The 23,788-nt window shown below is 59.4% G+C and carries 23 protein-coding genes and 1 pseudogene; 12 read left to right on the plus strand and 12 right to left on the minus strand.

Features of this window, described 5'->3' with window-relative positions:
* The first annotated feature begins 344 nt into the window (after positions 1-344).
* From NL116_RS31760 to NL116_RS31780, 5 genes are all read left to right on the plus strand, one after another.
* Positions 345-632 (plus strand): hypothetical protein, encoded by a 288-nt coding sequence (locus NL116_RS31760; protein ID WP_494375474.1) that lies wholly within the window; start codon positions 345-347, stop codon positions 630-632.
* 78 nt (positions 633-710) lie between these two features.
* Positions 711-875 (plus strand): DUF1328 domain-containing protein, encoded by a 165-nt coding sequence (locus NL116_RS31765; protein WP_003177151.1) that lies wholly within the window; start codon positions 711-713, stop codon positions 873-875.
* Between the two features lie 2 nt (positions 876-877).
* On the plus strand, positions 878-1,342 hold the full coding sequence (locus NL116_RS31770; RefSeq protein ID WP_494375475.1) for an inhibitor of vertebrate lysozyme family protein: 465 nt from the start codon (positions 878-880) through the stop codon (positions 1,340-1,342).
* A gap of 703 nt (positions 1,343-2,045) precedes the next feature.
* Positions 2,046-3,377, plus strand: coding sequence for a glutamate/aspartate:proton symporter GltP (gene gltP, locus NL116_RS31775; protein WP_494375476.1), 1,332 nt, complete (start codon positions 2,046-2,048; stop codon positions 3,375-3,377).
* Between the two features lie 216 nt (positions 3,378-3,593).
* Positions 3,594-4,823: a nucleoside recognition domain-containing protein gene (locus NL116_RS31780; RefSeq protein ID WP_494375477.1), complete on the plus strand. Its 1,230-nt coding sequence runs from the start codon at positions 3,594-3,596 to the stop codon at positions 4,821-4,823.
* Between the two features lie 120 nt (positions 4,824-4,943).
* On the opposite strand, the gene NL116_RS31785 is transcribed toward NL116_RS31780, so the two are convergent.
* The 7 genes from NL116_RS31785 to NL116_RS31815 form a co-directional block, all read right to left on the minus strand.
* Entirely contained in the window at positions 4,944-5,570 is a 627-nt protein-coding gene (locus NL116_RS31785; protein WP_494375478.1) for an ABC-type transport auxiliary lipoprotein family protein, read from the minus strand.
* Complete coding sequence (locus NL116_RS31790) at positions 5,567-6,505, minus strand: MlaD family protein (protein WP_494375479.1); 939 nt, start codon at positions 6,503-6,505, stop codon at positions 5,567-5,569. The genes NL116_RS31785 and NL116_RS31790 overlap by 4 nt, the downstream gene beginning before the upstream one ends.
* 1 nt (position 6,506) lies before the next feature.
* Positions 6,507-7,310: an ABC transporter ATP-binding protein gene (locus NL116_RS31795; protein ID WP_494375480.1), complete on the minus strand. Its 804-nt coding sequence runs from the start codon at positions 7,308-7,310 to the stop codon at positions 6,507-6,509.
* The gene (locus tag NL116_RS31800; RefSeq protein ID WP_494375481.1) at positions 7,307-8,455 is read right to left on the minus strand and encodes an ABC transporter permease; all 1,149 of its coding nucleotides are present in this window, start codon (positions 8,453-8,455) and stop codon (positions 7,307-7,309) included. Before NL116_RS31800 ends, NL116_RS31795 begins: the two co-directional genes overlap by 4 nt.
* 54 nt (positions 8,456-8,509) lie before the next feature.
* A complete protein-coding gene (locus tag NL116_RS31805; protein WP_494375482.1) occupies positions 8,510-9,538 on the minus strand; it encodes a DUF5924 family protein in 1,029 nt (342 codons plus the stop codon).
* 203 nt (positions 9,539-9,741) lie between these two features.
* The gene (locus tag NL116_RS31810; protein WP_494375483.1) at positions 9,742-11,118 is read right to left on the minus strand and encodes a M16 family metallopeptidase; all 1,377 of its coding nucleotides are present in this window, start codon (positions 11,116-11,118) and stop codon (positions 9,742-9,744) included.
* Between the two features lie 178 nt (positions 11,119-11,296).
* On the minus strand, positions 11,297-12,955 hold the full coding sequence (locus NL116_RS31815) for a Na/Pi cotransporter family protein (RefSeq protein ID WP_494375484.1): 1,659 nt from the start codon (positions 12,953-12,955) through the stop codon (positions 11,297-11,299).
* A 128-nt stretch (positions 12,956-13,083) separates the two neighbouring features.
* Between NL116_RS31815 and NL116_RS31820 the strand changes: the two genes are divergently transcribed.
* Positions 13,084-13,401 carry a hypothetical protein gene (locus NL116_RS31820; RefSeq protein WP_494375485.1) on the plus strand — a complete coding sequence of 106 codons (318 nt, stop codon included), beginning with the start codon at positions 13,084-13,086 and terminating at the stop codon, positions 13,399-13,401.
* 189 nt (positions 13,402-13,590) lie between these two features.
* Positions 13,591-13,878 (plus strand): DUF6124 family protein, encoded by a 288-nt coding sequence (locus tag NL116_RS31825; RefSeq protein ID WP_494375486.1) that lies wholly within the window; start codon positions 13,591-13,593, stop codon positions 13,876-13,878.
* A gap of 135 nt (positions 13,879-14,013) precedes the next feature.
* On the opposite strand, the gene NL116_RS31830 is transcribed toward NL116_RS31825, so the two are convergent.
* Complete coding sequence (locus tag NL116_RS31830) at positions 14,014-14,781, minus strand: TerC family protein (RefSeq protein WP_494375487.1); 768 nt, start codon at positions 14,779-14,781, stop codon at positions 14,014-14,016.
* A gap of 85 nt (positions 14,782-14,866) precedes the next feature.
* Entirely contained in the window at positions 14,867-16,174 is a 1,308-nt protein-coding gene (locus tag NL116_RS31835; RefSeq protein WP_494375488.1) for a CitMHS family transporter, read from the minus strand.
* A gap of 290 nt (positions 16,175-16,464) precedes the next feature.
* Here NL116_RS31835 and NL116_RS31840 point away from each other — a divergent pair.
* Positions 16,465-16,572: pseudogene (locus tag NL116_RS31840) on the plus strand (GFA family protein); the annotation flags it as partial.
* Here NL116_RS31840 and NL116_RS31845 read toward each other — a convergent pair.
* Positions 16,573-16,899, minus strand: coding sequence for a DOPA 4,5-dioxygenase family protein (locus NL116_RS31845; protein ID WP_494375489.1), 327 nt, complete (start codon positions 16,897-16,899; stop codon positions 16,573-16,575).
* Positions 16,900-16,982: 83 nt separating this feature from the next.
* Between NL116_RS31845 and NL116_RS31850 the strand changes: the two genes are divergently transcribed.
* Positions 16,983-17,654: an NAD(P)-dependent oxidoreductase gene (locus tag NL116_RS31850; protein WP_494375490.1), complete on the plus strand. Its 672-nt coding sequence runs from the start codon at positions 16,983-16,985 to the stop codon at positions 17,652-17,654.
* Here the strand turns inward: NL116_RS31850 and NL116_RS31855 are convergent.
* A complete protein-coding gene (locus tag NL116_RS31855) occupies positions 17,641-18,591 on the minus strand; it encodes a choline sulfate utilization transcriptional regulator (RefSeq protein WP_494375491.1) in 951 nt (316 codons plus the stop codon). The genes NL116_RS31850 and NL116_RS31855 overlap by 14 nt on opposite strands.
* 114 nt (positions 18,592-18,705) lie before the next feature.
* Between NL116_RS31855 and betC the strand changes: the two genes are divergently transcribed.
* From betC to NL116_RS31870, 3 genes are all read left to right on the plus strand, one after another.
* The gene (gene betC, locus NL116_RS31860; RefSeq protein WP_494375492.1) at positions 18,706-20,220 is read left to right on the plus strand and encodes a choline-sulfatase; all 1,515 of its coding nucleotides are present in this window, start codon (positions 18,706-18,708) and stop codon (positions 20,218-20,220) included.
* Positions 20,221-20,236: 16 nt separating this feature from the next.
* A complete protein-coding gene (choX, locus tag NL116_RS31865; RefSeq protein ID WP_494375493.1) occupies positions 20,237-21,157 on the plus strand; it encodes a choline ABC transporter substrate-binding protein in 921 nt (306 codons plus the stop codon).
* A 102-nt stretch (positions 21,158-21,259) separates the two neighbouring features.
* On the plus strand, positions 21,260-22,828 hold the full coding sequence (locus NL116_RS31870; RefSeq protein ID WP_494375494.1) for a SulP family inorganic anion transporter: 1,569 nt from the start codon (positions 21,260-21,262) through the stop codon (positions 22,826-22,828).
* Positions 22,829-22,959: 131 nt separating this feature from the next.
* On the opposite strand, the gene aroE is transcribed toward NL116_RS31870, so the two are convergent.
* The gene (gene aroE, locus NL116_RS31875) at positions 22,960-23,781 is read right to left on the minus strand and encodes a shikimate dehydrogenase (RefSeq protein WP_494375495.1); all 822 of its coding nucleotides are present in this window, start codon (positions 23,779-23,781) and stop codon (positions 22,960-22,962) included.
* Positions 23,782-23,788 lie beyond the last annotated feature (7 nt).

Below are 23,788 nucleotides of genomic sequence, written 5' to 3' on the forward strand. Positions count from 1 at the left end.
GTAGCTATCTGAGGCTTACCTGCCTAATGAGCTGATTTTTATGGTTTTTTATCAAAAAACCGGTTTTTTGGCGGTTACCTGCCTCCCTTTCTGACATCTGCCCCCGTCGCTCAATTCAATAATATTCAAAGTGCTGGCGAATCCATCGTGCATTTCGCACGACCCTGGAGAGGCCATCGTGCAGGATGCGTCGCAAACGATTTTCATGCTCTGGCTAACCTATTGATTTTATTGGCTTTTATTCATATAAAAAAGCTGGCATGCAGGCTGCAATGGTCTAGGTAATAAGGGCATTTATGTATGCCGACTCACAAGATCACCACCAACGTGGGAGGAGCTTCAGGATGAATCGCTACCGTGCCGCCCAACTGCGAATCTCGCCACTGCATATCCAGCAAGGATTGTTTGCTGTTCTGGCCTTGCTGATCACATTGATCGCCGGCCAACAGTTCCTGCGCTGGGAGCAGAGCCAACAGCCAGAAGCGCCGCACGTATCGATTCACCATGCAGCCCAAACCCATTTCAGCGCTGCCAGCAACATCGAGGCCGATCTCACCCCAATGCGGATGATGGACGTCGACCAGGCGCAGCCCTTGGACGAGAGGCCAAGACAGGAGCGTTGGGTTTTCTAAACTAACTTGGCGTGATCTCTGCGCCGGGACAAGCACCACAAGCTACCCCCTAAATAATGAAGCGTAAGGAGAATCACCATGTTGAGCTGGGCAATCACCTTCTTGATCATTGCCATCATCGCTGCAGTATTGGGCTTCGGTGGTATCGCGGGCACCGCCACGGGTATCGCCAAAATTCTCTTTGTCGTATTCCTGGTGATGTTCATTGCCTCCTTCTTCTTTGGCCGTCGCGGCCGAGGCTGAACATGAGCGTTTCGTACAAGACACTGGCAGCCGCCCTGCTTTTGGGCGGTAGTGCCATGGCAATGGCGGCCAATGATGGCCAAACGCGGGCCAACGAGTTACTCACCACCGACCCGCAATACCGTGAAACGTGGCAAGGCGTGGTGAGGAAGGAAGAACGCCTGCCGGAATGGGTGATGAACCTGTCCGGCGACGCCGAGCAAATGACTGCTGTTGAGGAGGATGGCCACAAGTATCTGGTCGGACCGCTGTGTGAATCACAGCCCACCTGCCTGAACGAGCGCTTGATCGTGGCTTTCAGTTTCGACAAGGAAGATGCCTACGCCATGCTGGTCGAAGTGCCCGAAGGACTGCCGGCCGACAAGTCGCCCACACGACATGCCACGTACCGCTTCCTGGGTAAACCGGACCAGAGCATGCAGGACCTGTTGATGGAGCAGCTTAAAAAAGATCCGAACTGGTACTGAATTTGTCACATGAGAGAAGCACCCTGCTTCTCTCTACTGCGCTACCCGAGGAAGGTAGACGCATGACCATGGGGCCGGGACGTTCTGACTGTTACAGGGTCGGAGTGACCTACGGGTACAGGGAGTGCCTGCGCAAGGGCCGGGTCAGGCAAAAGCTGCGACGCAAGTTCGCCGGGCCATCAGGGGCTCGGCGAATTTGCGGAGAGCTTCCTTCGCCAGACATTCTTTCAGAGCGGACCGCTCACTTATCCGTATGCCAGTTGCGATACATCCACCGCAAATACATTTCGCGGTGTTTCTTCGCGACCGTATATCGAGAAGCCTACCGAATACAGCGACGATTTTGCGCAGCTAAACGTAGGTTTTATCTGAAGATTTAACCCAGAATCCTCCGCTTCAAAAACAACCAACCTCCTCTGAAATGGCCGGTTAACGGCACTTATGGCTGCCGAATTGGCGTATTCGAACCGGTTGGGACGCCTGTTTCATTTGGAAAAGCTCATGCCGATTCGGCATAGGGTAGGCGTTTACGGCATTAGACGTCGCATCCTTGCATCGGAATAGTTGCGCCTTTTTTCGCCTGCCAGAGAGCCACTAACAAGCGCTCCGGGGCTCCTTATACGGGGGCAGATGCACGCACTTTTCGCCACAAGCGAACCAGTGACTGCGTCTGCCTGAGTCAAACGCAAGTAAGGGTAATGATATGAAGAAGGCAAAGCTTAGCCTCGCCTGGCAGATCCTCATCGGTCTGGTATTGGGGATTGCAATCGGTGCGCTGCTCAACCATTTCAGTGCCGAAAAAGCCTGGTGGATCAGCAATGTCCTGCAACCGGCAGGCGATATCTTTATCCGTCTGATCAAGATGATCGTGATCCCGATCGTGATCTCCTCACTGGTCGTCGGCATCGCTGGCGTTGGTGACGCCAAGAAACTCGGTCGCATCGGACTGAAGACCATCATCTACTTCGAGATCGTCACCACCATCGCCATTCTGGTCGGTCTGGTGTTGGCCAACGTGGTCCATCCGGGCACCGGCATCGACATGAGCACCCTGGGTACCGTGGATATTTCCAAGTACCAGGCGACTGCCGCCGAGGTTCAGCATGAACACGCGTTCATCGAAACGATCCTTAACCTGATCCCGTCGAACATCTTTGCGGCCATGGCCCGCGGCGAGATGCTGCCGATCATCTTCTTCTCCGTGTTGTTCGGCCTCGGTCTGTCGAGCCTTCAATCGGACCTGCGCGAGCCGCTGGTGAAGATGTTCCAGGGCGTCTCGGAAAGCATGTTCAAGGTCACTCACATGATCATGAACTACGCCCCGATCGGCGTATTCGCACTGATCGCGGTGACCGTGGCCAACTTCGGCTTCGCTTCCCTGCTGCCGCTGGCCAAGCTGGTGGTGCTGGTGTACTTCGCCATCGCCTTCTTTGCCTTTGTGGTGCTGGGGCTGATCGCCAAAATGTTCGGTTTCTCGGTGATCAAGCTGATGCGCATCTTCAAGGATGAGCTGGTGCTGGCCTACTCCACCGCCAGCTCCGAAACCGTGCTGCCGCGCGTGATCGAGAAGATGGAAGCCTACGGCGCGCCGAAAGCCATTTGCAGCTTCGTGGTGCCGACCGGCTACTCGTTCAACCTCGACGGTTCGACCCTGTACCAGAGCATCGCGGCGATCTTCATTGCCCAGCTGTACGGCATCGACCTGTCGATCAGCCAGCAATTGCTGCTGGTGCTGACCTTGATGGTCACCTCCAAAGGCATCGCCGGTGTACCGGGGGTGTCCTTCGTGGTGCTGCTGGCCACGTTGGGCAGCGTCGGCATTCCATTGGAAGGCCTGGCATTCATCGCCGGTGTCGACCGCATCATGGACATGGCCCGTACCGCATTGAACGTGATCGGTAACGCACTGGCCGTGCTGGTCATCTCGCGCTGGGAAGGCATGTACGACGACGCCAAGGGTCAGCGCTACTGGAACTCCCTGCCGCACTGGCGCAGCAAGGAAAAGCTGCCGGCTGGCGAAGTTTCCAGGAACTAACGCAAACCTTGTAGGAGTGAGCCTGCTCGCGATCGCGGTGTATCAAACAACAGAGATGTTGGATGTACCGCCCTCATCGTCGGATCGCCGCCCGGAGCCAGCTCACGCCAACAAAGGCCCGGCGCAAGCCGAACAAACAAACCCCGGAGCAATCCGGGGTTTGTCGTTTCTGGCCACCCCGCTATCATTCGCCGCATCTTCCGGGGGATTTGACTGATGCTTAATGGCCTGTGGCTTGGCTTCTTCATCGTGGCGGCCGTTTCGGCGCTGGCGCAATGGCTGATCGGCGGTAACGCCGGGATCTTCGCGGCGATGGTGGAGAGTATTTTCGCCATGGCCAAGCTGTCGGTCGAAGTCATGGTCCTGCTGTTCGGCACCCTGACCCTGTGGCTGGGCTTTCTGCGCATCGCCGAGAAGGCCGGGATCGTCGAATGGCTGGCCAAGGCGCTGGGCCCGTTGTTCCTGCGCCTGATGCCGGAAGTGCCGCCCGGTCACCCCGCCATCGGCCTGATCACCCTGAACTTCGCCGCCAACGGCCTGGGCCTGGACAACGCCGCCACACCGATCGGACTCAAGGCAATGAAGGCCCTGCAGGAGCTCAACCCCAGCGCCACCGTGGCCAGCAACGCGCAGATCCTGTTCCTGGTGCTTAACGCCTCCTCCCTGACCCTGCTACCGGTGACGATCTTCATGTACCGCGCCCAGCAAGGCGCGCCGGACCCGACGCTGGTGTTCCTGCCGATCCTGCTCGCCACCAGTTGCTCGACCATCGTCGGCTTCCTGTCAGTCGCGTTCATGCAACGCCTGCGCATCTGGGACCCGGTGGTGCTGGCGTACCTGATTCCCGGGGCCCTCGCCCTCGGTGGCTTCATGGCGCTGCTGGCGACGCTCTCAGCCACCGCGCTGGCCGGCCTGTCATCGATCCTCGGCAACCTGACGCTGTTCGGGCTGATCATGCTGTTTCTGATCATCGGCGCGCTGCGCAAAGTTAAGGTCTACGAAGCGTTCGTCGAAGGTGCCAAAGAGGGCTTCGACGTGGCCAAGAACCTGCTGCCGTACCTGGTGGCGATGCTCTGCGCGGTAGGCGTATTGCGGGCGTCCGGCGCACTGGACTTTGGCCTGGACGGGATTCGGCACCTGGTGGAGTGGGCCGGTTGGGACACACGCTTCGTCGACGCGTTGCCGACGGCGATGGTCAAACCGTTCTCCGGCAGCGCCGCGCGGGCGATGCTGATTGAAACCATGAAGACGTCCGGCGTAGACAGCTTCCCGGCGCTAGTGGCGGCCACGGTCCAGGGCAGTACCGAAACGACGTTCTATGTGTTGGCGGTGTACTTTGGTTCGGTGGGCATCCAGCGCGCGCGGCATGCGGTAGGGTGTGCGTTGCTGGCAGAACTGGCCGGCGTACTGGGCGCCATCGGGGTGTGCTACTGGTTCTTCGGCTAACCACATATCCCCTGTGGGAGCGGGCTTGCTCGCGAAGGCGTAGTGTCAGGCAACATCAACGTTGAATGACACACCGCTTTCGCGAGCAAGCCCGCTCCCACATTTGGGTTTGCGTTGGGTTTAAGGTCTCGCGGGCAACTCGACTTTCTGCCCTTGCTCAACCGCCCAGTTCACCACTTGCGCCGTCAACTGGTCGCTCGCCTGACCAAACCCGGCGACCACCGCGGGCACGTTCACATCGCTCAATGGCTGGCGCACTTCGAAGCGGCGGCTGGCGAGGATGCGCTGGTCATAACCACGCACCAGCAAGGCATCCAGACTCACGACCACAGTGGCGGTCGGGCCCTGATACTCCGTCTGGAACGCCTGCAAATGACCGCCCAGTTCCAGATCCGCCTGAAAAATGCTGTCATCGGTGCTCAACAGCGGCACCCGGCCGTCATGCTGGAAGCCGTCGAGCAGGCGATTACGCAGCAGCACCGGCGCCGGATCGCTCCAGCGCGAGCCTTTGTAACTGCTGATCACGTTGCCTTGGGGAATCACCGCGATGTTCGGGCCATTCAGCGCGTCGCTGGCCTGGAGTTTGGTCAGGCGCAGCGACCAGCGCTGCGGCGCGCCATGACTGGCCGACACGTTGCTCTGGGCCGACGGCAATCGATACACATCGAACGGCTCGGGCTTGGGCAGGATCGAGCAGGAACTGATCAACGTGAAGCCGGCGAGGAGGACGATACGAGTCAGCTTCATGGCGTGAATTCCTTGTGCTTGTCACTGCCCAGCAGGTAACCGCTGGGGTTTTCCTCCAGACGTTGAGAGATGGCGCGCAACGAGGTCAAAGTTTCACGCAGTTCGCGCACCGCTGGGGCCAGGCCATTCAGGCCCTGCATGCCGCTGTTGAGCGAGTCCTGGTTGGTGGCGAGCAACTTGTTGATCGTCGCGGTGCTCTGCTGCAGTGACTTCATCGCCTGCTCGGCGCTGCCCAACGCGTCCTTGCCATGATCATTGAGCAGGCCGTTGGCATTGCGCATCAACGTCGTGGTCTGCTCCAGCATGTTGTTGGCTTGCTTGCCCACCGACGCCAGTTGCTGCATCGCCTGACGAATATCGCCGCGCTGATCGGCAATCGTCCCGGTGGTTTGCTCCAAGTGCTCCAGGGTTTTACTGATGTGCTCGACGTTTTCCGTGGAGAACAACAGATTGGCGTTTTGCATCAGCGTGTTCACCCCGGACATCAGGTCATTGCTGTCATTGAGCAAGCGCGCGATGGGCGAGGGTGATGCGACGATGGTCGGCAGGTTGCCGTCCTTGCCCTTGAGCGCCGGGCTCTGAGGAGTGCCGCCGCTGAGCTGGATGATCGAAGTCCCGGTGACGCCGGTCAGTGCCAGTTTGGCCTGGGTGTCTTCCTTGACCGGGGTGTCACCGCCCAGACGAATGCGCGCCAGCACCCGGCGCGGGTCTTTCGGGTCCAGACGCAGCGTCACCACGTCACCGACCTTGATCCCGCTGTACTGCACCGAACTGCCCTTGGACAGGCCGCTGACCGCCTCGTTGAAGACCACTTCGTAATCCTTGAACTCGGTGTCGACACTGGACTTGGCCAGCCACAAGCCGAAGAGCAGGGCGCCCGCCACCACAATCACGGTGAACAGGCCAATCAATACATGATGGGCTCGGGTTTCCATGTCAGACCTCGTTCAACTGTTGAGCGGCCGTCAGCGCCGCGCGGCCGCGAGGGCCATGGAAGTATTCGTGAATCCACGCGTCGTCGGTTTCCGACACCTTGTCGATGGCGTCCGCCACCAACACTTTCTTCTGCGCCAACACCGCCACCCGGTCGGTGATGGTGTAGAGCGTGTCGAGGTCGTGGGTCACCAGGAAAACACTCAGCCCCAGCGCATCGCGCAGGGTCAGGATCAATTGATCGAACGCCGCCGCGCCAATCGGGTCGAGGCCGGCCGTAGGTTCGTCGAGAAACAGGATGTCCGGGTCCAGCGCCAGCGCACGGGCCAGCGCCGCCCGCTTGATCATGCCGCCAGACAGCGAAGCGGGGTACTTGTCGGCGGCCGACAGCGGCAGCCCGGCCAGCGCCAGTTTGACCGCCGCCAGATGCTCGGCGTCGTCACGGCTAAGGCCAGCGTGCTCGATCAAGGGCAGGGCAACGTTTTCAGTCACGGTCAGCGAAGAGAACAGGGCGCCTTGCTGGAACAGCACACCGAAACGCCGCTCAACCTTCGAGCGTTCCTGCTCGGACAAGGTCGGCAGGTTTTGACCGAAGACCTTCACATCCCCTTCATTGGGCCGACGCAGGCCGACAATGCTGCGCAGCAGCACCGACTTACCGCTGCCGGAACCGCCGACCACGGCGAGAATTTCACCTTTGTACAAATCGAGGTCGAGGTGCTCGTGCACGCTTTGACTGCCGAAGCGATTGCACAGCCCACGGACTTCAATCACCGCCTCGGAAGGCGTTCGGGGTATACGACTCACCAGCCCATCTCCATGAAAAACAGCGCTGCCACGGCGTCGAGCACGATCACTACGAAAATCGACTGGACTACGCTGGACGTGGTGTGCGCACCGACCGACTCGGCGCTGCCGCTGACTTTGAACCCTTCAAGACAGCCAATCGAGGCGATCAGGAACGCGAAAATCGGTGCTTTGACGATCCCCACCAGAAAATGCTGAACGCCGATGTCCGATTGCAGCAGCGACAGGAACATTGCCGGCGAAATATCCAGCGCCACGGCACAGACCACGCCGCCGCCAATAATCCCGGAGAGCATCGCCAGAAAAGTCAGCATCGGTAACGCTACCAGCAGGGCCAGGACGCGCGGCACCACCAGCAATTCCATCGGGTCGAGGCCCAACGTGCGGATGGCGTCGATTTCTTCGTTGGCCTTCATCGAGCCGATCTGCGCGGTGAATGCGCTGGCGGTGCGCCCGGCCATCAAGATCGCCGTCAGCAACACCGCAAATTCGCGCAGGAAGGAAAAGGCCACGAGGTCCACGGTGAACACCGTGGCGCCGAAACTGGCCAACACCGTCGCCCCGAGAAACGCCACCACAGCGCCCACCAAAAAGGTCAGCAGGGCGACGATGGGCGCAGCGTCGAGACCGGTTTGTTCGATGTGCGCGACCATCGGCGTGATGCGCCAACGCTTGGGTTGAAACAGACCACGGCCGATGGTTTCGATAATCAGCCCGACGAAGCCCAACAGTTGCAGGGTGTCCTGCCAGACCGCGTCCACCGCGCGGCCAATGCGGGTCAGCAATTGAAGACTGACGCTGATTTCCGGTTCCTTGATCGGCACACAGAAATCGGTCATTGAGCGGTAAATGGTCTGCAACAACGCGCGATCGGCGGCGGTCAGCGTGCAACCGGGGTGTTCGGCGGATCGACCGAGGCGCTCAGTCCCCAACAGCTCGACCAGCAGCGAGGCACCGGCGGTGTCGAGGGCGCCCAGGCTGTTCAGATCGATGTGGGTGTCGTCGTCGTACTGGCCGCGAAGCTTTTCGCACAAGGTCTTGAGATCGGCGTAATGGGCAAGCGTCCAGTCACCCGAAACCCGCAGTTGAGCAGGGGAGTGAGAGGCGTCCAGTTGGGCATTGCCGGCCATTGTGCTGCTGGTCATAAGCTCCGTGCTTGTTCGGATAATACACAGAGCTACGTAATAGCATGAACCGCGCTACTTTTCTTTGGTCGGTGTGCTGTCCGTGACGATGAAGCGCAGCACGCCGATGACCTGGCCATCTTCGGTCAATACCCGGACCTGCCATTTTCCCGACGGGTTGCCCGGGAAATTCTGTTTGTGGGTCCAGGCGCGGTAGCCTTCCTTGCGTCCCCCATGGATATCCAGCGGGATGCGGTCGACCTCTTTGCCGTTGAACTGCCACACGTGATAAATCCGCTCATCCAGACCGCGCGGGGCGTTGATCGCGGTGTAGGCATACAGTCCGCCGCCACGAATCTGCTCGGCAGTGACTTCATCCAGACTTTCGCCGGGGGTGCGGTCCTGCATTTGCGTGCTGATCGCCACGTCGGTCATCCACAGCGTCGCCGGCGGCACCCACGAACGCAAAACCCAACCAAGCGCGCCGATGCCCAGCGTGATACTCAGGATCGCCAACGCATTGCGCACGGTGCGGATCGGGAAGATCGACGCCAGGCTCGGGAACGACAGCAGCACGGCGATCCCCAGCGCCAGTTTGAAACTCTGGGACGTGGTGAGGTGCATGATGACGGGCAGGGCGGTCAGCAATGCCGCGAACAGCGTCAGGGTATGCAACGCCAGAAACGCCCAGCGCCGGGGCGCCAGCCATTTGTAGTAGAGCGGATCGGTGATGGAAATCAGCGCCGCAATGCTCAGCAGCCCGGTAAAGAATAATTGGCCGCTGTTCCAGGTGGTGGTGATGAAAAAGAACGGCAGAACGAAGAACAGGCTTTCCTGGTGGATCATCTGCGTGGCGTAACGCAGCAGCGGCTGGGGAATCTCGCGCTTGAAGATTTTGGTGAACAGCTGGGTGAGGCTGTTTTCCAGCATCAGCCAGACCCAGCTGAGCACCATGATGATGGTGATCCAGGTCGCCAGGCCTTGTTGGCGATCCACGAGGATGAAGCTGCCGACACCGGAGATGAAACCACCGAGCGCGATAACCCCTGGATAGCGCTTCATCAATTCCAGGATGCGCTGGACGTATTGCGTCAGGATCGGCATTCGGCGGTTCACATTCGTCGTAGGAAATTTCCTCGACAGGTTACCCGCCGTGGGCCCCTGTGGCGAGGGGGCTTGCCTTCGTCCCGTCACGCCAAATGCGGTGGATGCAGCAGGAGTGGGCTATTGCGTAGCCCAACGGGGGCAAGCCCCCTCGCCACACCAGCCCACCTCAACACAAAAGCCTTGGCTCCCACAGGGACTCGCTACTGTCTGCGATGCAAACGCCAGCCCAATAGTCCGAACATCAGCAGTCCCAACACCCCGGCAATCACCCACATCACTTGGTCATCGCCCATCACCGGTTTCTCGATCCGCAAATACCCGGGCTGCAGCAGCAACTCACGCAATGCCTTGTTCGCTTCCTCCAGCGTCACGCCTTGCAGTTCCCTCGCAGGGTCAGCGAAGCGCCCGTCCTCATAGTCGCCAAGGGCGCTCCAGTAATAATCCGCCAGCGCGCTATTGCCTTGCACGGCCCAGGCCTGGCGCGCGATGGCCGCCTGCTTGAGACGGTTGAAGGTGTCGGCGTCGAGACCGTCCTTGAGCAGCTGCGCTTTCAACGCTTCAAGAACCTGCTTGGCCTCCGGCACATCGTCGCGCTCAAGGTCGGCGTTCAGGCTCACGAAACCCACACCGCCAAACAGCTCGCGTTCCGCCGATGGCCCGTAAGACAGGCTATGGACCAGACGCATCTGGCGATACAGCGCCCAGTCCAGATAGTCCTTGAGCAGGTCGAACGTCTGGTCGTGCTCATCCTCCAGCACCGGCTCCGGCACCAGCCAGTGCAACTTGGCACCATCGCCGACGAATCCACTGCTCAACGTGCGCTCGTGGGCGGCACTGGAGCGAATGTCCGGAAGGGGCAAGTGTTCGCTCGGATCGACCGCCACCAACTCGCCCCAAGCCCGTTCCAGATAGGCTGGCAGCAACCGGTCGAGGTCGCCGACCACGATCAGGGTCATGTTGTTGGGCGCGTACCAGAGCTTGCGCACCTTCTCCAATTGTTCGCGGGTCAGGTGGTCGACTTCGGCGCGCTGTGGGCATTTGAGGCCCAGTTCCACCGCCAGCTGATTACTGGCCGTGTGACCAAGGTCCTGGCGATCCAGCCAACGCTGCAGGTGAGTGTAATGACCGCCATCTTCGCGCTCGACCACTTGCTTGGCGGCGTCGATAGCGTTGTCGTCGATGCGGGTCTGGGTCAGCAGCGCCAGCAACAGGTCGAGGACCTTGCGCTGGTTTTTCGCCGGGGCTTCGATGACGAACGTGGTGTCGGCGTTGCTGGTGTAAGCGTTCCACTCACCACCCAGCGCCTGCATGCGCTCCTCCAGCCCCCCTTCACCAGTGGCGTCGATGCCGCTGAACAACAAGTGTTCGAGCAGATGGGGCAGTTCTTTGTCGTCGCAACTGAAATCATCCAGGCCTACGCCGACCACCAGACGAATCGCCACATGCCCGCGGTCAGCGCCCGGCTTGAGCAGCAATTGCAGGCCATTGGGCAGCGTATAGCCCTCGACCTGAAAACGATCCAGGGCAAACGAAGGAAATGAACCCAGCAACAGACAGGCGAAGAACAGACAACGCATAACAGGTTTCCATACGGCTGATTGGAGATCCGTGTCGCTTTCCGGGCAGCCATCGCGCGCAAACTCGCGCCCACCGTTTCACCGAAGATCCAGTGGGGGAGCGAGCTTACTCCGGGCGGCGTTCCGACGATGATTTGAACCGGAGCCCATGTAACTGACTGATCACACTGCCAGACGTTCAAGGCGAATGCGTGATGTCCGCGAAATCGTCGACCGACAATGCCCCGGTATCGGACGTTTCCAGCACCACATACGCGCTGCTGCAAAACAGCGAATTCAACCGTTTCATGTCGGCAATCAGCTCAAGGTGCAGCGAACTGGTCTCGATACTTTGCACAATCTTACGTTGCAAGCGGCTGACATGGGCATGGGCCAGACGCCGTTCCTGTGCGCGAAAGCGACGTTTTTCGCGCAACAACTGACGGGCACTTTCCTTGTCGGCACTCAGGAATACGGACAACCCCAAGCGCAGATTGGAGATTAGCTGACTGTGCAGCCCAGCCAACTCCTCCAGACCCACGTCGGAAAAAGACCGGCGCTGTGAGGTTTTCTGCTGCTGAACCTTGCGCAACATGCGTTCGATCAGATCGCTGGCGAGTTTCAGATTGATCGACAATTCAATGATTTCTGCCCAGCGCCGACTGTCCTGGTCGCTGAGGTCTTCACGGGGCATTTGCGCCAGATAGAGCTTGATCGCGCTGTAAAGAGCTTCGACATCATCGGTCAGACGACGCATTTCCTGGGTCACGGCGGTTTGCTTGCCGCGCAGCACATCGAGCATCGCTTCGAGCATGTTGTCGATCAGATCGCCCATGCGCAGGGTTTCCCGCGCCGCATTGGCCAGCGCCAGGCTCGGCGTGTCCAGCGCGGTCGGGTCGAGGTGTCGGGGCTTGGCCATTCCGTTGGCAACCGGCCGCTCCGGCAACAGCCAGGCGCACAGCCTGGCCATGCCTGCGACAGTCGGCACCAGAATCAAGCATCGGACGGTGTTGTAGAGCAGGTGGAAGCCGATGACCGTTTCCTGAGGACTGAAGTCCAGGCCATCGAGCCAGTGTACCAATGGGTTAAGCGCCGGAATGATCAACACCAGGCCAATCAGTTTGTACAACAGGCTGCCCAACGCCACTTGACGCCCGGCGGAGTTCTGCATGCTGGTGCTGAGAAACGCGAGAATGCCGCTGCCGATATTGGCGCCGATCACCAGACCGATGGCCACGGGCAAACTGATGACCTTGGCCCCGGCCAGCGTCGCCGTCAGCAGCACCGCGGCCAGGCTCGAGTAGGAGATCATCGCGAACAATGCGCCGACCAAAGCGTCGACCAGAATGTCGCCGGTCAACGAGGCAAAGATCACCTTCACCCCTTTGGCGTGGGTGATCGGCGCAGCCGCTTCGACGATCAGTTGCAGCGCCAGAATGATCAACCCAAGGCCAATGGCGACCCGGCCCATCTGCCCGAGCCGGGTCTGTTTGCGCGACAGGAAGAAAATCACCCCGACAAAAATCAGCAGCGGCGACAGCCAGGAAAGGTCCAGGGTCAGCACCCGCGCCATCAGTGCCGTACCGACGTCGGCCCCCAACATGGTCACCAGCGCCGGGGTCAACGCCATCAGGCCTTGCCCGACAAACGAGGTGACGAGCATGGCGGTGGCGTTACTGCTCTGGACCATCGCTGTCACCACGATGCCGGCGATAAACGCCAGCCACCGTTTGGACATGTTCTGGCCGATCACATGGCGCAGGTTGGTGCCGTAAACCCGCAGGATGCCGGTTCGGACGATGTGCGTGCCCCAGATCAACAAGGCCACGGCCGATAACAAATTGAGCAGGGTGAGCATAAAGGCCCCCTGTGATGGTCGCGCCCCAGAGGGGCAAATTGACGGTACCGCGCGTTCTTCTACGTTCTGTACTTAAGCTGTAGTTGGCTAACGGTCTGGGCGCCAGCATTGCACAGCTAAAGAGGTGAATGAAACAGAACTGTCATGAAAACTGCGCCGCCCTTGTGGGATCGGGGCTACTCGTGATGGCGGCATTGCTTTCATCACCAATAGGGACTGATCCACCGACCCGGAGGGGGTCAATCGCTGAAATGATCCTTACCCAGTCTTATGTCGATCAGATACTTCGCTGTCTCGGGGTTTCGCTGATCGCAGCGGGCGTAGCATTTGATATGAAGGATCAAGCTGTACTTGTGCGGGATCAACAGGATTACCCCGTCCAGTTGATCGAAGCGTTTGGTCTGAAGTCGATTTTTTTCGCTGAAAACAGTGATCGGGTTTGGTAGCCCGGAGTTCTGGCGCATAGCCACTTCTTGCGGACGCTTTTTTCAGGTCGCAGCTTTATGGTGGCCATGCGCAGGGCCCCTTCGGGGGCGCCGGTTCCAGTACTCCGGTCTACCAACCTGTGTATGGCCACCACCTTCGTTTGGTAGCGAGTGTGAGGGCTCCACGTAACCAGTACTGGAGTTCTATTTATGTTCAAGGTAACGCCCAACCCACCGGACACCGATCCGGTCCCCCACGACTTCCCGCCGCGCAAACCCAGCACCATTTTCCTCATAGACCCCAAGGTCGATAACGAAACCCTGCTTGCACATGCCTGTGAATCGTTGGCGTCAGCCAGCGTGATGGCGAGTGATCTCGCCGGGTTTCTGGGGGGCCCGCAACGCGACACCCTGCTGGGGATTCAGCAGGTGATCATGCTTGGGGAATTGGCAGTGAATCGAGTGCTGGATAACCTCGATCCGCCCGCCAGCCCCTAACCCCTGAACCTTGCGCAAAAAAAATGTGGGAGCGGGCTTGCTCGCGAAGGCGGAGTGTCAGGCAACATTTATGTTGACTGAAAGACCGCTATCGCGAGCAAGCCCGCTCCCACAGGTTTTGCGGTGACGTTGAGGTTATTGGCCAGGAACGTCTTTGCGCAGTTTCACCGGATCTTGCTGTTTCTTCTTTTTCGCGATGGCGGTGCGCATCTTGATGTTGATCGCTTCAACCGCCAGCGAGAACGCCATGGCGAAGTAGACGTAGCCTTTTGGCACGTGCACGTCGAAGGATTCGGCAATCAGCACGGTACCCACGATCAGCAGGAACGACAGCGCCAGCATCTTCAGCGACGGGTGCTTGTCGATGAACTCGCTGATGGTGCCGGACGCCCACATCATCACCAGCACGGCCACGACGATGGCGGCGACCATGACCGGAACGTGCGACACCATGCCCACGGCGGTGATCACCGAATCCAGCGAGAACACGATGTCGATGATCGCGATCTGGATGATGGTATAGAGGAAGTTGCCGCCCTTGCCCGAAGGCTCCTCGTTGGTTTCGTCTTCACCTTCCAGCGCGTGGTACATCTCTTGCGAGCTCTTCCACAGCAGGAACAGTCCACCGAAAAACAGGATCAGGTCTCGCCCGGAAATGCCCTGGCCGAACACCTCGAACAGGTCGGCCGTGAGGCGCATGACCCAAGTGATCGACAGCAGCAACAGGATCCGCGTGACCATGGCCAGGGCCAGACCGAAAATCCGGGTGCGCGCCTGCATGTGCTTGGGCATGCGGCTGACCAGGATCGAAATCATGATGATGTTATCGATACCCAGGACGATTTCCAGGGCGGTCAGGGTAAAGAAGGCAACCCAGATTTCAGGGTTGGTCAGCCATTCCATGTGTATTCCTTTGAGCGAGTGTTAAACCACAAAGGGCCCGGACTTCAAATCGCGAAGCCGGGACCCGTTGTGGCGAGTCTTGGGCTTATAGAGTGCTGAACAGCGGGAAAGTCCCCAACAGCAGAGCAGCAACCAGTATGCACATGCACACAAGCACTGCCCATTTCAGGGTAAAGCGCTGGTGGTCACCGAATTCGATCCCGGCCAGGGCCACCAACAAGTAGGTCGATGGTACCAGCGGGCTCAGCAAGTGGACGGGCTGACCGACGATCGAGGCACGTGCCATTTCAACCGCGGTTATACCGTAATGACTGGCAGCTTCGGCAAGAACTGGCAACACGCCGTAATAAAATGCGTCGTTCGACATGAAAAACGTGAACGGCATGCTCACCAGCGCGGTGATCACGGCCAGGTACGGCCCGAGGAAATCCGGGATGACCGCCAGCAGGCTTTTGGACATCGCGTCGACCATACCGGTGCCGGTCAGGATACCGGTGAAGATACCGGCCGCGAAAATCAGGCCGACCACCGCCAGCACGCTACCGGCGTGGGCCGCGACGCGATCCTTCTGCTGTTGCAGGCAAGGATAGTTGACGATCATTGCAATACTGAACGCCACCATGAACAGCACCGGCAGCGGCAACAGGCCGGCAATCAGGGTGCACATCAGGGCCAGGGTCAGCAAACCGTTGAACCAGATCAGCTTCGGACGACGGGCGTCCGGGAACTGCGAAACGCTGATTTCACTGTGGTCGATTTCATCGCCGGCCAGGTGCAACTCACCCAGTCGAGCACGCTCGCGTTTACCGTAGAAGTAGGCAATCGCCAGGATCGCCACCACACCGGCCAGCATCGCCGGGATCATCGGGACGAAAATGTCCGACGGGTCCACATGCAGGGCGCTGGCCGCACGAGCGGTCGGGCCACCCCACGGGGTCATGTTCATCACGCCACCGGCGAGGATGATCAGGCCGGCCATGATCCGCGGGCTCATGCCGATGCGGCTGTAGAGCGGCAGCATGGCGGCCACGCAGATCATATAAGTGGTCGCGCCGTCCCCATCGAGGGAAACGACGAGCGCCAGTACGGCGGTGCCGACCGAAACTTTCAGCGGGTCGCCCTTGACCAGTTTGAGGATCTTGCGCACGGCCGGATCAAACAGGCCGGAGTCGATCATCAGGGCGAAGTACAGGATGGCGAACATCAGCATCACGCCGGTCGGCGCGAGCTTGGTGATGCCTTCGAGCATCATCGGACCGATCTTCGGGGCAAAACCGCCGAACAGGGCGAAGAGGATCGGGATGATGATCAAGGCAATCAGCGCGGACAGGCGCTTGGTCATGATCAGGAACATGAACGTGATGACCATGGCAAAGCCAAGGAAAGTCAGCATGGGAATACTCCAGGCGTAGCGCGGCTAGGGGAAATGGGCTGGGGTCAGCGCAGAACGGGAAGCACGAGGCGTACGGGCGGAGTAACAGCGAAGCGGCGGGTAGCAAAGGACATCAGGATCACCATTGTTGTTGTTAAATGGACCGAGCGAGCGATAAAACACTCATAGGCCAACCGGTCTGTTGCCGGCAGTGGAGGCGATCCTAATCGGGGAAGCTTTCAGCCAGCTTTCGCGGGTGAAAGCTTTGAGCGGATGGGCGACCGGTCGTCGGAGCGGGTTGCGGCCACCGCGACCATCCGCAGCTCGCGCCAGCCGAGCGGCATAGATGGATCGACAGCCGTTTGCTCTGGCTGCACCTGGACGAACACCTGCCGGGCGAAGCAGCAGAAACGATCTGATCAGAAAATAGACAAGTCCAGTGGCCGGATCGCGCCCATCCAGATTGCGTGCTCGGTGTGGTCGAGCAAATCGTCGCCGGTGTCCGGATGCAGGAACACCACCAGGCCTTTACGGTTGAGTGCCAGCCACGGCAGCACATCACCGATGAGTTCGGGGCCGAACGCGAGTTGGCAGCTCCAGTCCGGATGGGGGCCGACCGGGCGCTCGTGTACGCGGCCCATCTTCAGGCCAAACAACTTTGCCGCCTGTTCACATAACGTTCGCGCCTGATCGATGGTGCTCGCGTCGAAATACACATGGGCGTGATAACCCTTGATCTGGTGCATCGGAATCCCTCTAAACCCGGTCGAACCCTCACCGTTTCCTACAGGTCACACGCCATATACGTAGGAAACAAGGAACTTCAGCCATGAAAAATGCCGAAACCCCTGTGGTAAAAGTGGTGCTTTATGGTGCCATGAGTAGCCTAGGCAGTGCGCTGATGGCTGAAATGCTGCGGCGCCAACATGAAGTAATCGCCATTCTGGACAACCTCACCGCCCTGGCACCACGCCCGGGCCTGCGAACAAAAACCGGCGACCTGTTCGAGGCGGAACGCGTTAAACAAAGTGTGGCGGGCTGCTCGGCGGTCATCTGTTTACTGGACGCACCAGGATTGCCGTTCAACAGCGCATACGTTGAAAGAACCATCGTACCGGGCCCGGTCGAACAAGTACTGGCCGTGGATGCGTTGATCGATGGCATGCAGGCGGCGGGCATTGGGCGGCTGTTTCTGGTGGGTGATTTTGAATTGCTGGACGATCCGGAAATAGACGACCGATTGCAGCGCCACGCCGCCGAAGAAATCCGCGAAGCGCTGCAAAACAGCACGTTGCACTGGACGCTGGTCAATGCGCCGCGCGGCGTCGCCGGCCTGACTATCGAGCACTTCAGCCATGTCAGCAGCAGCCTTGAATCGGGCCTCGCCGAATCCCTGCAACGGTTGAACCGCGTTGCCGTTGGGATTGCCGATGAGCTAAAGCTGAACCTGCACATTGGCGAGCATGTGGGTTTCATCTCGGCGGACACTAAACAGCGATAGAGGGCAATGGCAAACCATTGAGCGATTGCGCGCTACTGGCCTGCTCCTCCATCAACCAGTCCACAAATTGTTGAATCAACACCCTGCGTCGTTTGCGCTCGGGCAGGACCACGTAATAACCCAGCCGGGAAATAACAGTCTCGGCAATTGGCCGACACAATAAATCTTGCAACAGCAAGTTATCCACAAGGTGCCGCCAGCCAATCGCGACGCCTTGTCCGCCAATCGCCGCTTGAATCAATAGCGTGTAATTGTCGAAGCGCAACTGCCCAGGTGCAGGTGCCGACGTTATTCCTAACTCGCGAAAGACACCGCTCCAGTCGAACCAGTTACTGCTGTTTTCACCCCTTAAATGAAGCAGCGGAAATTCCAGCAGCGACTGCGCAGACAACGGTAGGGAACGATCCTTGAGCAACAGCGGACTGCACACCGGAAACACTTCTTCGCTGAATAGCCAATGGCTATCGTCCTGTTTGAATCGTCCGTCGCCAAACAACACCGCCACATCGATATCGGGACGCAGCATGTTGTGGCTGCGTTCACTGGTGACCAGGCTGACGTCCACGTGTGGATTGGCTTTGTGGAAGCGGTGCAGCCGCGGCATCAGCCAATACGCGGCGAAGGCGAAATCGGTGGCGACTTGCAGCACCTCATGTTGCTGTTGTGCGCTTATCGCGCTCAATCCTGCGTCTATATTCTGCAAACCGAGCTGAACCTGCTCGAAAAGAATGGTTCCGGCTTCTGTCAATTCGATGCCCCGATAGATGCGGTCAAACAACCGCGTGCCGAGTTGCTCCTCCAGTCGCTTGATCTGCTGGCTGACTGCCGGCTGCGTGGTGCCAAGCTCCACGGCCGCAGCGGTGAAGCTGCGATGACGGGCGGCCGCTTCAAAGGCTCGCAGCAGATCCAACGACAAATCACCAAGGGCGTCATACATAAGCTGGGCTAATCCTAGTCATTGCCTGGCAGGGGCTTTACCTCAAAGTGCATGGGTAACATGCTCGATTGCAGCACTCTCGCATAAATATTCACTATGGAATGCCGCGATCACATGAAGCGCAAGAACATTCTTTTCATCATGGCCGATCAGATGGCCGCGCCAATGTTGCCGTTCTACGGTCCTTCGCCGATCAAACTACCGAATCTAAGCCGCCTCGCCGCTGAAGGCGTGGTGTTCGACGCCGCTTATTGCAACAGCCCGCTGTGTGCGCCGTCGCGTTTTACCCTGGTCAGCGGTCAGTTGCCGAGCAAGATCGGCGCCTACGACAACGCGGCTGATTTCCCCGCGGATGTTCCAACCTATGCCCACTACCTGCGTCGACTCGGTTACCGCACCGCACTGTCCGGCAAGATGCACTTTTGCGGCCCAGACCAACTCCACGGCTACGAAGAGCGCCTGACCAGCGATATCTACCCGGCAGACTACGGTTGGGCCGTGAATTGGGACGAGCCGGAGGTGCGTCCGACCTGGTATCACAACATGTCGTCGGTGCTGCAAGCCGGGCCGTGCGTGCGCACCAATCAGCTGGATTTCGACGAAGAGGTGGTGTTCAAAGCCCAGCAATACCTGTTCGACCACATTCGCGAAGACGGTGACCAGCCGTTTTGCCTGACCGTTTCGATGACACATCCGCACGATCCGTACACGATCCCCAAGACTTTTTGGGATATGTACGACGATGCCGACATTCCGTTACCCGAAACCCCGGCACAAGGCGACCTCGATCCGCACTCACAGCGTTTGCTCAAGGTTTATGACCTGTGGGAAAAACCGCTGCCTGTGGATAAGATTCGCGACGCGCGCCGTGCCTACTTCGGAGCGTGCAGCTATATCGACAGCAACGTTGGCAAACTCCTGAAAACACTCGAGGAAACCGGCCTGATCGACGACACCATCATTGTCTTCTCCGGCGACCATGGCGACATGCTCGGCGAGCGTGGCCTCTGGTACAAAATGCACTGGTACGAAATGGCCGCCCGTGTGCCCCTGTTGATCAGTGCGCCAGGGCAGTTCGGGGCTGGACGGGTCAGCGCCGCCGTGTCCACCGCTGACCTGTTGCCGACGTTCGTGGAACTGGCCGGTGGCTCGCTGGAGCCAGGTTTGCCGCTGGACGGGCGCTCGCTGGTTTCGCACCTGCAAGGGCAGGGTGGTCACGACGAAGTATTCGGCGAATACATGGCCGAAGGCACCCTTAGTCCGTTGATGATGATCCGTCGCGGCGCTTACAAATTCATCTACAGCGAAGACGACCCTTGCCTGCTCTTCGACGTACACAACGACCCACGAGAACTGGAAGAACTCAGCCAATCGCCGCTACATCGTTCTCTTTTCGAAGAATTTCTCACCGAAGCACGCGCCAAATGGAATATCCCGGCGATTCACCAACAAGTGCTCGCCAGCCAGCGGCGCCGACGTTTCGTTGCCGAGGCGTTGACCATCGGCAAGCTGAAGAGCTGGGATCACCAGCCGCTGGTGGACGCCAGTCAGCAGTACATGCGCAACCACATCGACCTCGATGATCTGGAGCGCAAAGCACGTTATCCACAACCCTGCCAAAACCAATAATGTGAAGGGGAAGTCCATGCAAAAGTTATCCACAGTAATGACGGTCGGGCTTTTGGCTCTGGGCAGCGCTTCGGCCTTTGCCGATCAAAGCTGCGAAACGGTGAAAATGGCCGACCCAGGCTGGAGCGACATCGCCGCGACCAACGCCATCACCGGGTTTCTGCTGGATGGCATGGGCTACAAGGCCAAAGTCGACACCCTCGCGGTGCCGATCACCTTTGGCGGGCTGAAGGATGGCCAGGTCGATGTGTTTTTGGGTAACTGGATGCCGGCGCAGCAGGGCTTCTACGACAAGTTCGTGGCTACCGGCGATGTCACGCAACTGGCAAAAAACCTGGACGGCACTGAATTCACGCTGGCGGTTCCGGATTACGTGTGGGACGCGGGTGTGCATAACTTCTCCGACCTGAACAAATTCGCCGACAAGTTCGACAAGAAGATCTACGGCATCGGCTCGGGCGCGCCAGCGAACATCTCCTTGCAGGAAATCATCAAGAAAAACGACTTCGACATGGGCCAGTGGAAACTGGTCGAGTCCAGCGAGCAGGCGATGTTGGCCGAAGTGTCTCGCGCAGTGAAGAAACAGAAATTCGTGACGTTCCTCGGCTGGACCCCGCACCCGATGAACGTGCAGCTGAAAATGCATTACCTGAAAGGTGGGGAGAAATATTTCGGCGACACCGGCAGCGTGCATACCCTGACTCGCAAGGGCTACGCCGAAGCCTGCCCGAATGTAGGCAAACTGCTGACCAACCTGAGTTTCACCCAGGACATGGAGAACAGCATCATGGCCGAGGTGGTCAACAAGAAAGTCAGCAACGCGGATGCGGCTAAAGCGTGGATAAAAGCCAACCCGGCAGTGCTGGATAAGTGGCTGGATGGCGTGAAGACAGCCGATGGCAAGGAAGCGTTGCCAGCAGTGAAAGCCAAACTCTGAACCAATGGGTGTTGGGGGGCTTTGTGGCGAGGGGGCTTGCCCCTCGCCACAACTATCGCGTCACCCTGCTACCCTTGCGCAAAACCCCATCCGAGAGGACCCATGGCCTTCCCCAGCCGCCATTCACTCTTCCCTTTCCTCAGTTGGTTGCCCCGGCAAACCCGCGCCAGCATCGGGCGTGACCTGATCGTCGGTCTTAGCGGGGCGATTCTCGCGTTGCCACAGTCCATTGCCTACGCACTGATCGCCGGTCTCCCACCGGAATATGGCTTGTACGCTGCGATCATCCCGGTGTTGATCGCGTGCTTGTGGGGTTCGTCGTGGCATTTGATCTGCGGTCCTACGGCGGCGATCTCCATTGTCTTGTTCGCCAGCGTCAGTCCGCTGGCCGTCACCGCGTCTCAGGACTACATCACCCTGATCCTGTTGCTGACGCTCCTGGCCGGGATTTTCCAATGGTTGCTCGGCTTACTGCGTTTCGGCGCACTGGTGAATTTCGTCTCGCATTCGGTGGTGCTGGGTTTCACCCTCGGTGCGGCGGTGGTGATTGCCATCGGGCAATTGCCCAACCTGCTGGGGCTGGACTTGCCCAGCCAGGCCACGGCACTGGACAGTTTCCTGACGCTGTTCAAGCACCTCAGTGCTTTGGATAAACCATCGTTGGTGTTGGGGCTGGCGACGGTCGCAGTCGGCGCGGTGCTGAAAATGTTGCTGCCTCGCTGGCCGACCCTGTTGATCACGCTGGCCCTCGGCGGGCTGCTGGTGTGGCTGTGGCCATCAATGTTCGGTCATGTGAAATTAGTCAGCACCTTTGTCGGGCGCTTGCCGCCGTTCAGCCCGGTGCCGCTGGATCTGGACCTGATCCTGCGTCTGCTGCCGAGCGCGGTGGCGGTGGGCATGCTGGGGTTGGTGACCAGCCTGTCGATTGCCCGCTCATTGTCGGCCCGCTCGCAGCAATTGCTCGACGCCAATCAGGAAATCCGCGCTCAGGGCCTGTCGAACATCGTCGGGGCGTTTTTTTCCGGTTCGCTGTCGGCCGGGTCCTTCACCCGTTCGGGTTTGAGTTATGAAGCCGGCGCCTGCTCCCCGATGGCCGGGGTGTTCTCGGCTGCGTGGGTGGCGCTGTTCGCGATTTTCGGTGCCGGGCTGATCGCTCGCATTCCGATCCCGGCCATGGCCGGCAGCATTCTGCTGATCGCCTGGGGGCTGGTGGACCATCGCGGGATTCGTGCGCTGCTGCGCGTCAGCCGCGCCGAATTCCTGGTCATGGCGCTGACCTGTGTCGCCACGTTGCTGCTGGAGTTGCAGACAGCGATTTATGCCGGTGTGCTCGCCTCGTTGTTCTTCTACCTCAAACGCACCTCACAACCGCGGGTGCAGCACTCTCGCGAAGGCGATGAAGATATTTTGCGGGTCGGGGGTTCGATCTTTTTCGGCGCCAGCCATTACCTGCAAGTGCGCCTGCAACGCCTGCACGGTGCGCGCGTAGTGATCGAGGCGCAGCAGATCAACTTCATCGATTATTCAGGGGTGGAAATGCTGCACCAGGAAGCGCGCCGGCTGCTGAAGCAGGAACGCAGCCTGACGTTGCGACGCGCGCGGCCGCAGGTGGTGGAGGAGTTGAGGAAGCTGGAAGGGGCGGAAAAGTGCCCGATCCGGTTCGAAGACTGAAACAACGCTGTAATGACGAAAGCAGAACCTGTGGCGAGGGGCTTGCCCCCGTTCGGCCGCGAAGCGGTCGTGACTTCTTGGAGGGACGGCTTCGCCGTCCAACGGGGGCAAGCCCCCTCGCCACAAAAAGCCTAGAGCGCGAGCTGGCGGCGCAGTTCGGCCAGCACCGGCGCTGTGTCCGGGCGCACACCGCGCCACAGGAAAAATGCTTCCGCCGCCTGTTCCGCGAGCATGCCCAAACCATCCATCGACACCGCCGCGCCATGTTCCGTGGCCCACCGGCAGAACGAAGTCGGTTCCTTGCCATACATCATGTCGTAGCAAACGGTCTTGCCCGGCTCGATCAAGCTGCTGGCAATCGGCGGCACATCACCCGACAGGCTCGCCGACGTGGCGTTGATGATCAGGTCCACCGACTCCTTTAACCAATCGAACCCGCTGGCCGACACCGGCCCCAGGTCCGCGAACAACTCCGCCAGCAATTCGGCTTTTTCCACCGTGCGGTTGGCGATGATCACCGACGCCGGTTGCTCGGCCAGCAAGGGTTCCAACGCACCACGCACCGCGCCGCCCGCGCCGAGCAGCAGGATGCGTTTACCCTTGAGGCTGAAACCGGCGTTGACCGTCAAATCACGCACCAGCCCGGCGCCGTCGGTGTTATCCCCCAGCAAGCTGCCATCGGCGAGTTTGCTCAAGGTGTTCACCGCACCAGCTCGTTGCGCACGCTCCGTCAGGCTGTCGGCCAGGCGAAAGGCGTCTTCCTTGAACGGCACCGTCACATTGGCGCCCCGACCTTCGCGGAAAAATCCCCGAGCGAAGTCGGAAAAATCATCAAGCGGTGCCAGCGAAGTGCTGTAGTCCAGTTGCTGAGCCGTTTGCTCGGCGAACAAACGATGGATCAATGGCGACTTGCTGTGGCCAATCGGGTTACCGAATACGACGTAACGGTCCATCAGAACT

It is taken from the genome of Pseudomonas sp. FBCC-B1667 (assembly GCF_059133255.1).

Coding starts and splice junctions, on each gene's coding strand:
- aroE (WP_494375495.1), bottom strand. CDS start 23,781: ATGGACCGTTACGTCGTATTCGGTAACCCGATTGGCCACAGCAAGTCG.
- NL116_RS31800 (WP_494375481.1), bottom strand. CDS start 8,455: ATGACCAGCAGCACAATGGCCGGCAATGCCCAACTGGACGCCTCTCAC.
- NL116_RS31820 (WP_494375485.1), top strand. CDS start 13,084: ATGAAACAGAACTGTCATGAAAACTGCGCCGCCCTTGTGGGATCGGGG.
- NL116_RS31855 (WP_494375491.1), bottom strand. CDS start 18,591: ATGTATGACGCCCTTGGTGATTTGTCGTTGGATCTGCTGCGAGCCTTT.
- NL116_RS31785 (WP_494375478.1), bottom strand. CDS start 5,570: ATGAAGCTGACTCGTATCGTCCTCCTCGCCGGCTTCACGTTGATCAGT.
- NL116_RS31835 (WP_494375488.1), bottom strand. CDS start 16,174: ATGCTGACTTTCCTTGGCTTTGCCATGGTCATCACGTTCATGTTCCTG.
- NL116_RS31870 (WP_494375494.1), top strand. CDS start 21,260: ATGGCCTTCCCCAGCCGCCATTCACTCTTCCCTTTCCTCAGTTGGTTG.
- NL116_RS31805 (WP_494375482.1), bottom strand. CDS start 9,538: ATGCCGATCCTGACGCAATACGTCCAGCGCATCCTGGAATTGATGAAG.
- NL116_RS31810 (WP_494375483.1), bottom strand. CDS start 11,118: ATGCGTTGTCTGTTCTTCGCCTGTCTGTTGCTGGGTTCATTTCCTTCG.
- NL116_RS31815 (WP_494375484.1), bottom strand. CDS start 12,955: ATGCTCACCCTGCTCAATTTGTTATCGGCCGTGGCCTTGTTGATCTGG.
- NL116_RS31850 (WP_494375490.1), top strand. CDS start 16,983: ATGAAAAATGCCGAAACCCCTGTGGTAAAAGTGGTGCTTTATGGTGCC.
- NL116_RS31845 (WP_494375489.1), bottom strand. CDS start 16,899: ATGCACCAGATCAAGGGTTATCACGCCCATGTGTATTTCGACGCGAGC.
- choX (WP_494375493.1), top strand. CDS start 20,237: ATGCAAAAGTTATCCACAGTAATGACGGTCGGGCTTTTGGCTCTGGGC.
- gltP (WP_494375476.1), top strand. CDS start 2,046: ATGAAGAAGGCAAAGCTTAGCCTCGCCTGGCAGATCCTCATCGGTCTG.
- NL116_RS31770 (WP_494375475.1), top strand. CDS start 878: ATGAGCGTTTCGTACAAGACACTGGCAGCCGCCCTGCTTTTGGGCGGT.
- NL116_RS31825 (WP_494375486.1), top strand. CDS start 13,591: ATGTTCAAGGTAACGCCCAACCCACCGGACACCGATCCGGTCCCCCAC.
- NL116_RS31765 (WP_003177151.1), top strand. CDS start 711: ATGTTGAGCTGGGCAATCACCTTCTTGATCATTGCCATCATCGCTGCA.
- NL116_RS31830 (WP_494375487.1), bottom strand. CDS start 14,781: ATGGAATGGCTGACCAACCCTGAAATCTGGGTTGCCTTCTTTACCCTG.
- NL116_RS31760 (WP_494375474.1), top strand. CDS start 345: ATGAATCGCTACCGTGCCGCCCAACTGCGAATCTCGCCACTGCATATC.
- betC (WP_494375492.1), top strand. CDS start 18,706: ATGAAGCGCAAGAACATTCTTTTCATCATGGCCGATCAGATGGCCGCG.
- NL116_RS31790 (WP_494375479.1), bottom strand. CDS start 6,505: ATGGAAACCCGAGCCCATCATGTATTGATTGGCCTGTTCACCGTGATT.
- NL116_RS31780 (WP_494375477.1), top strand. CDS start 3,594: ATGCTTAATGGCCTGTGGCTTGGCTTCTTCATCGTGGCGGCCGTTTCG.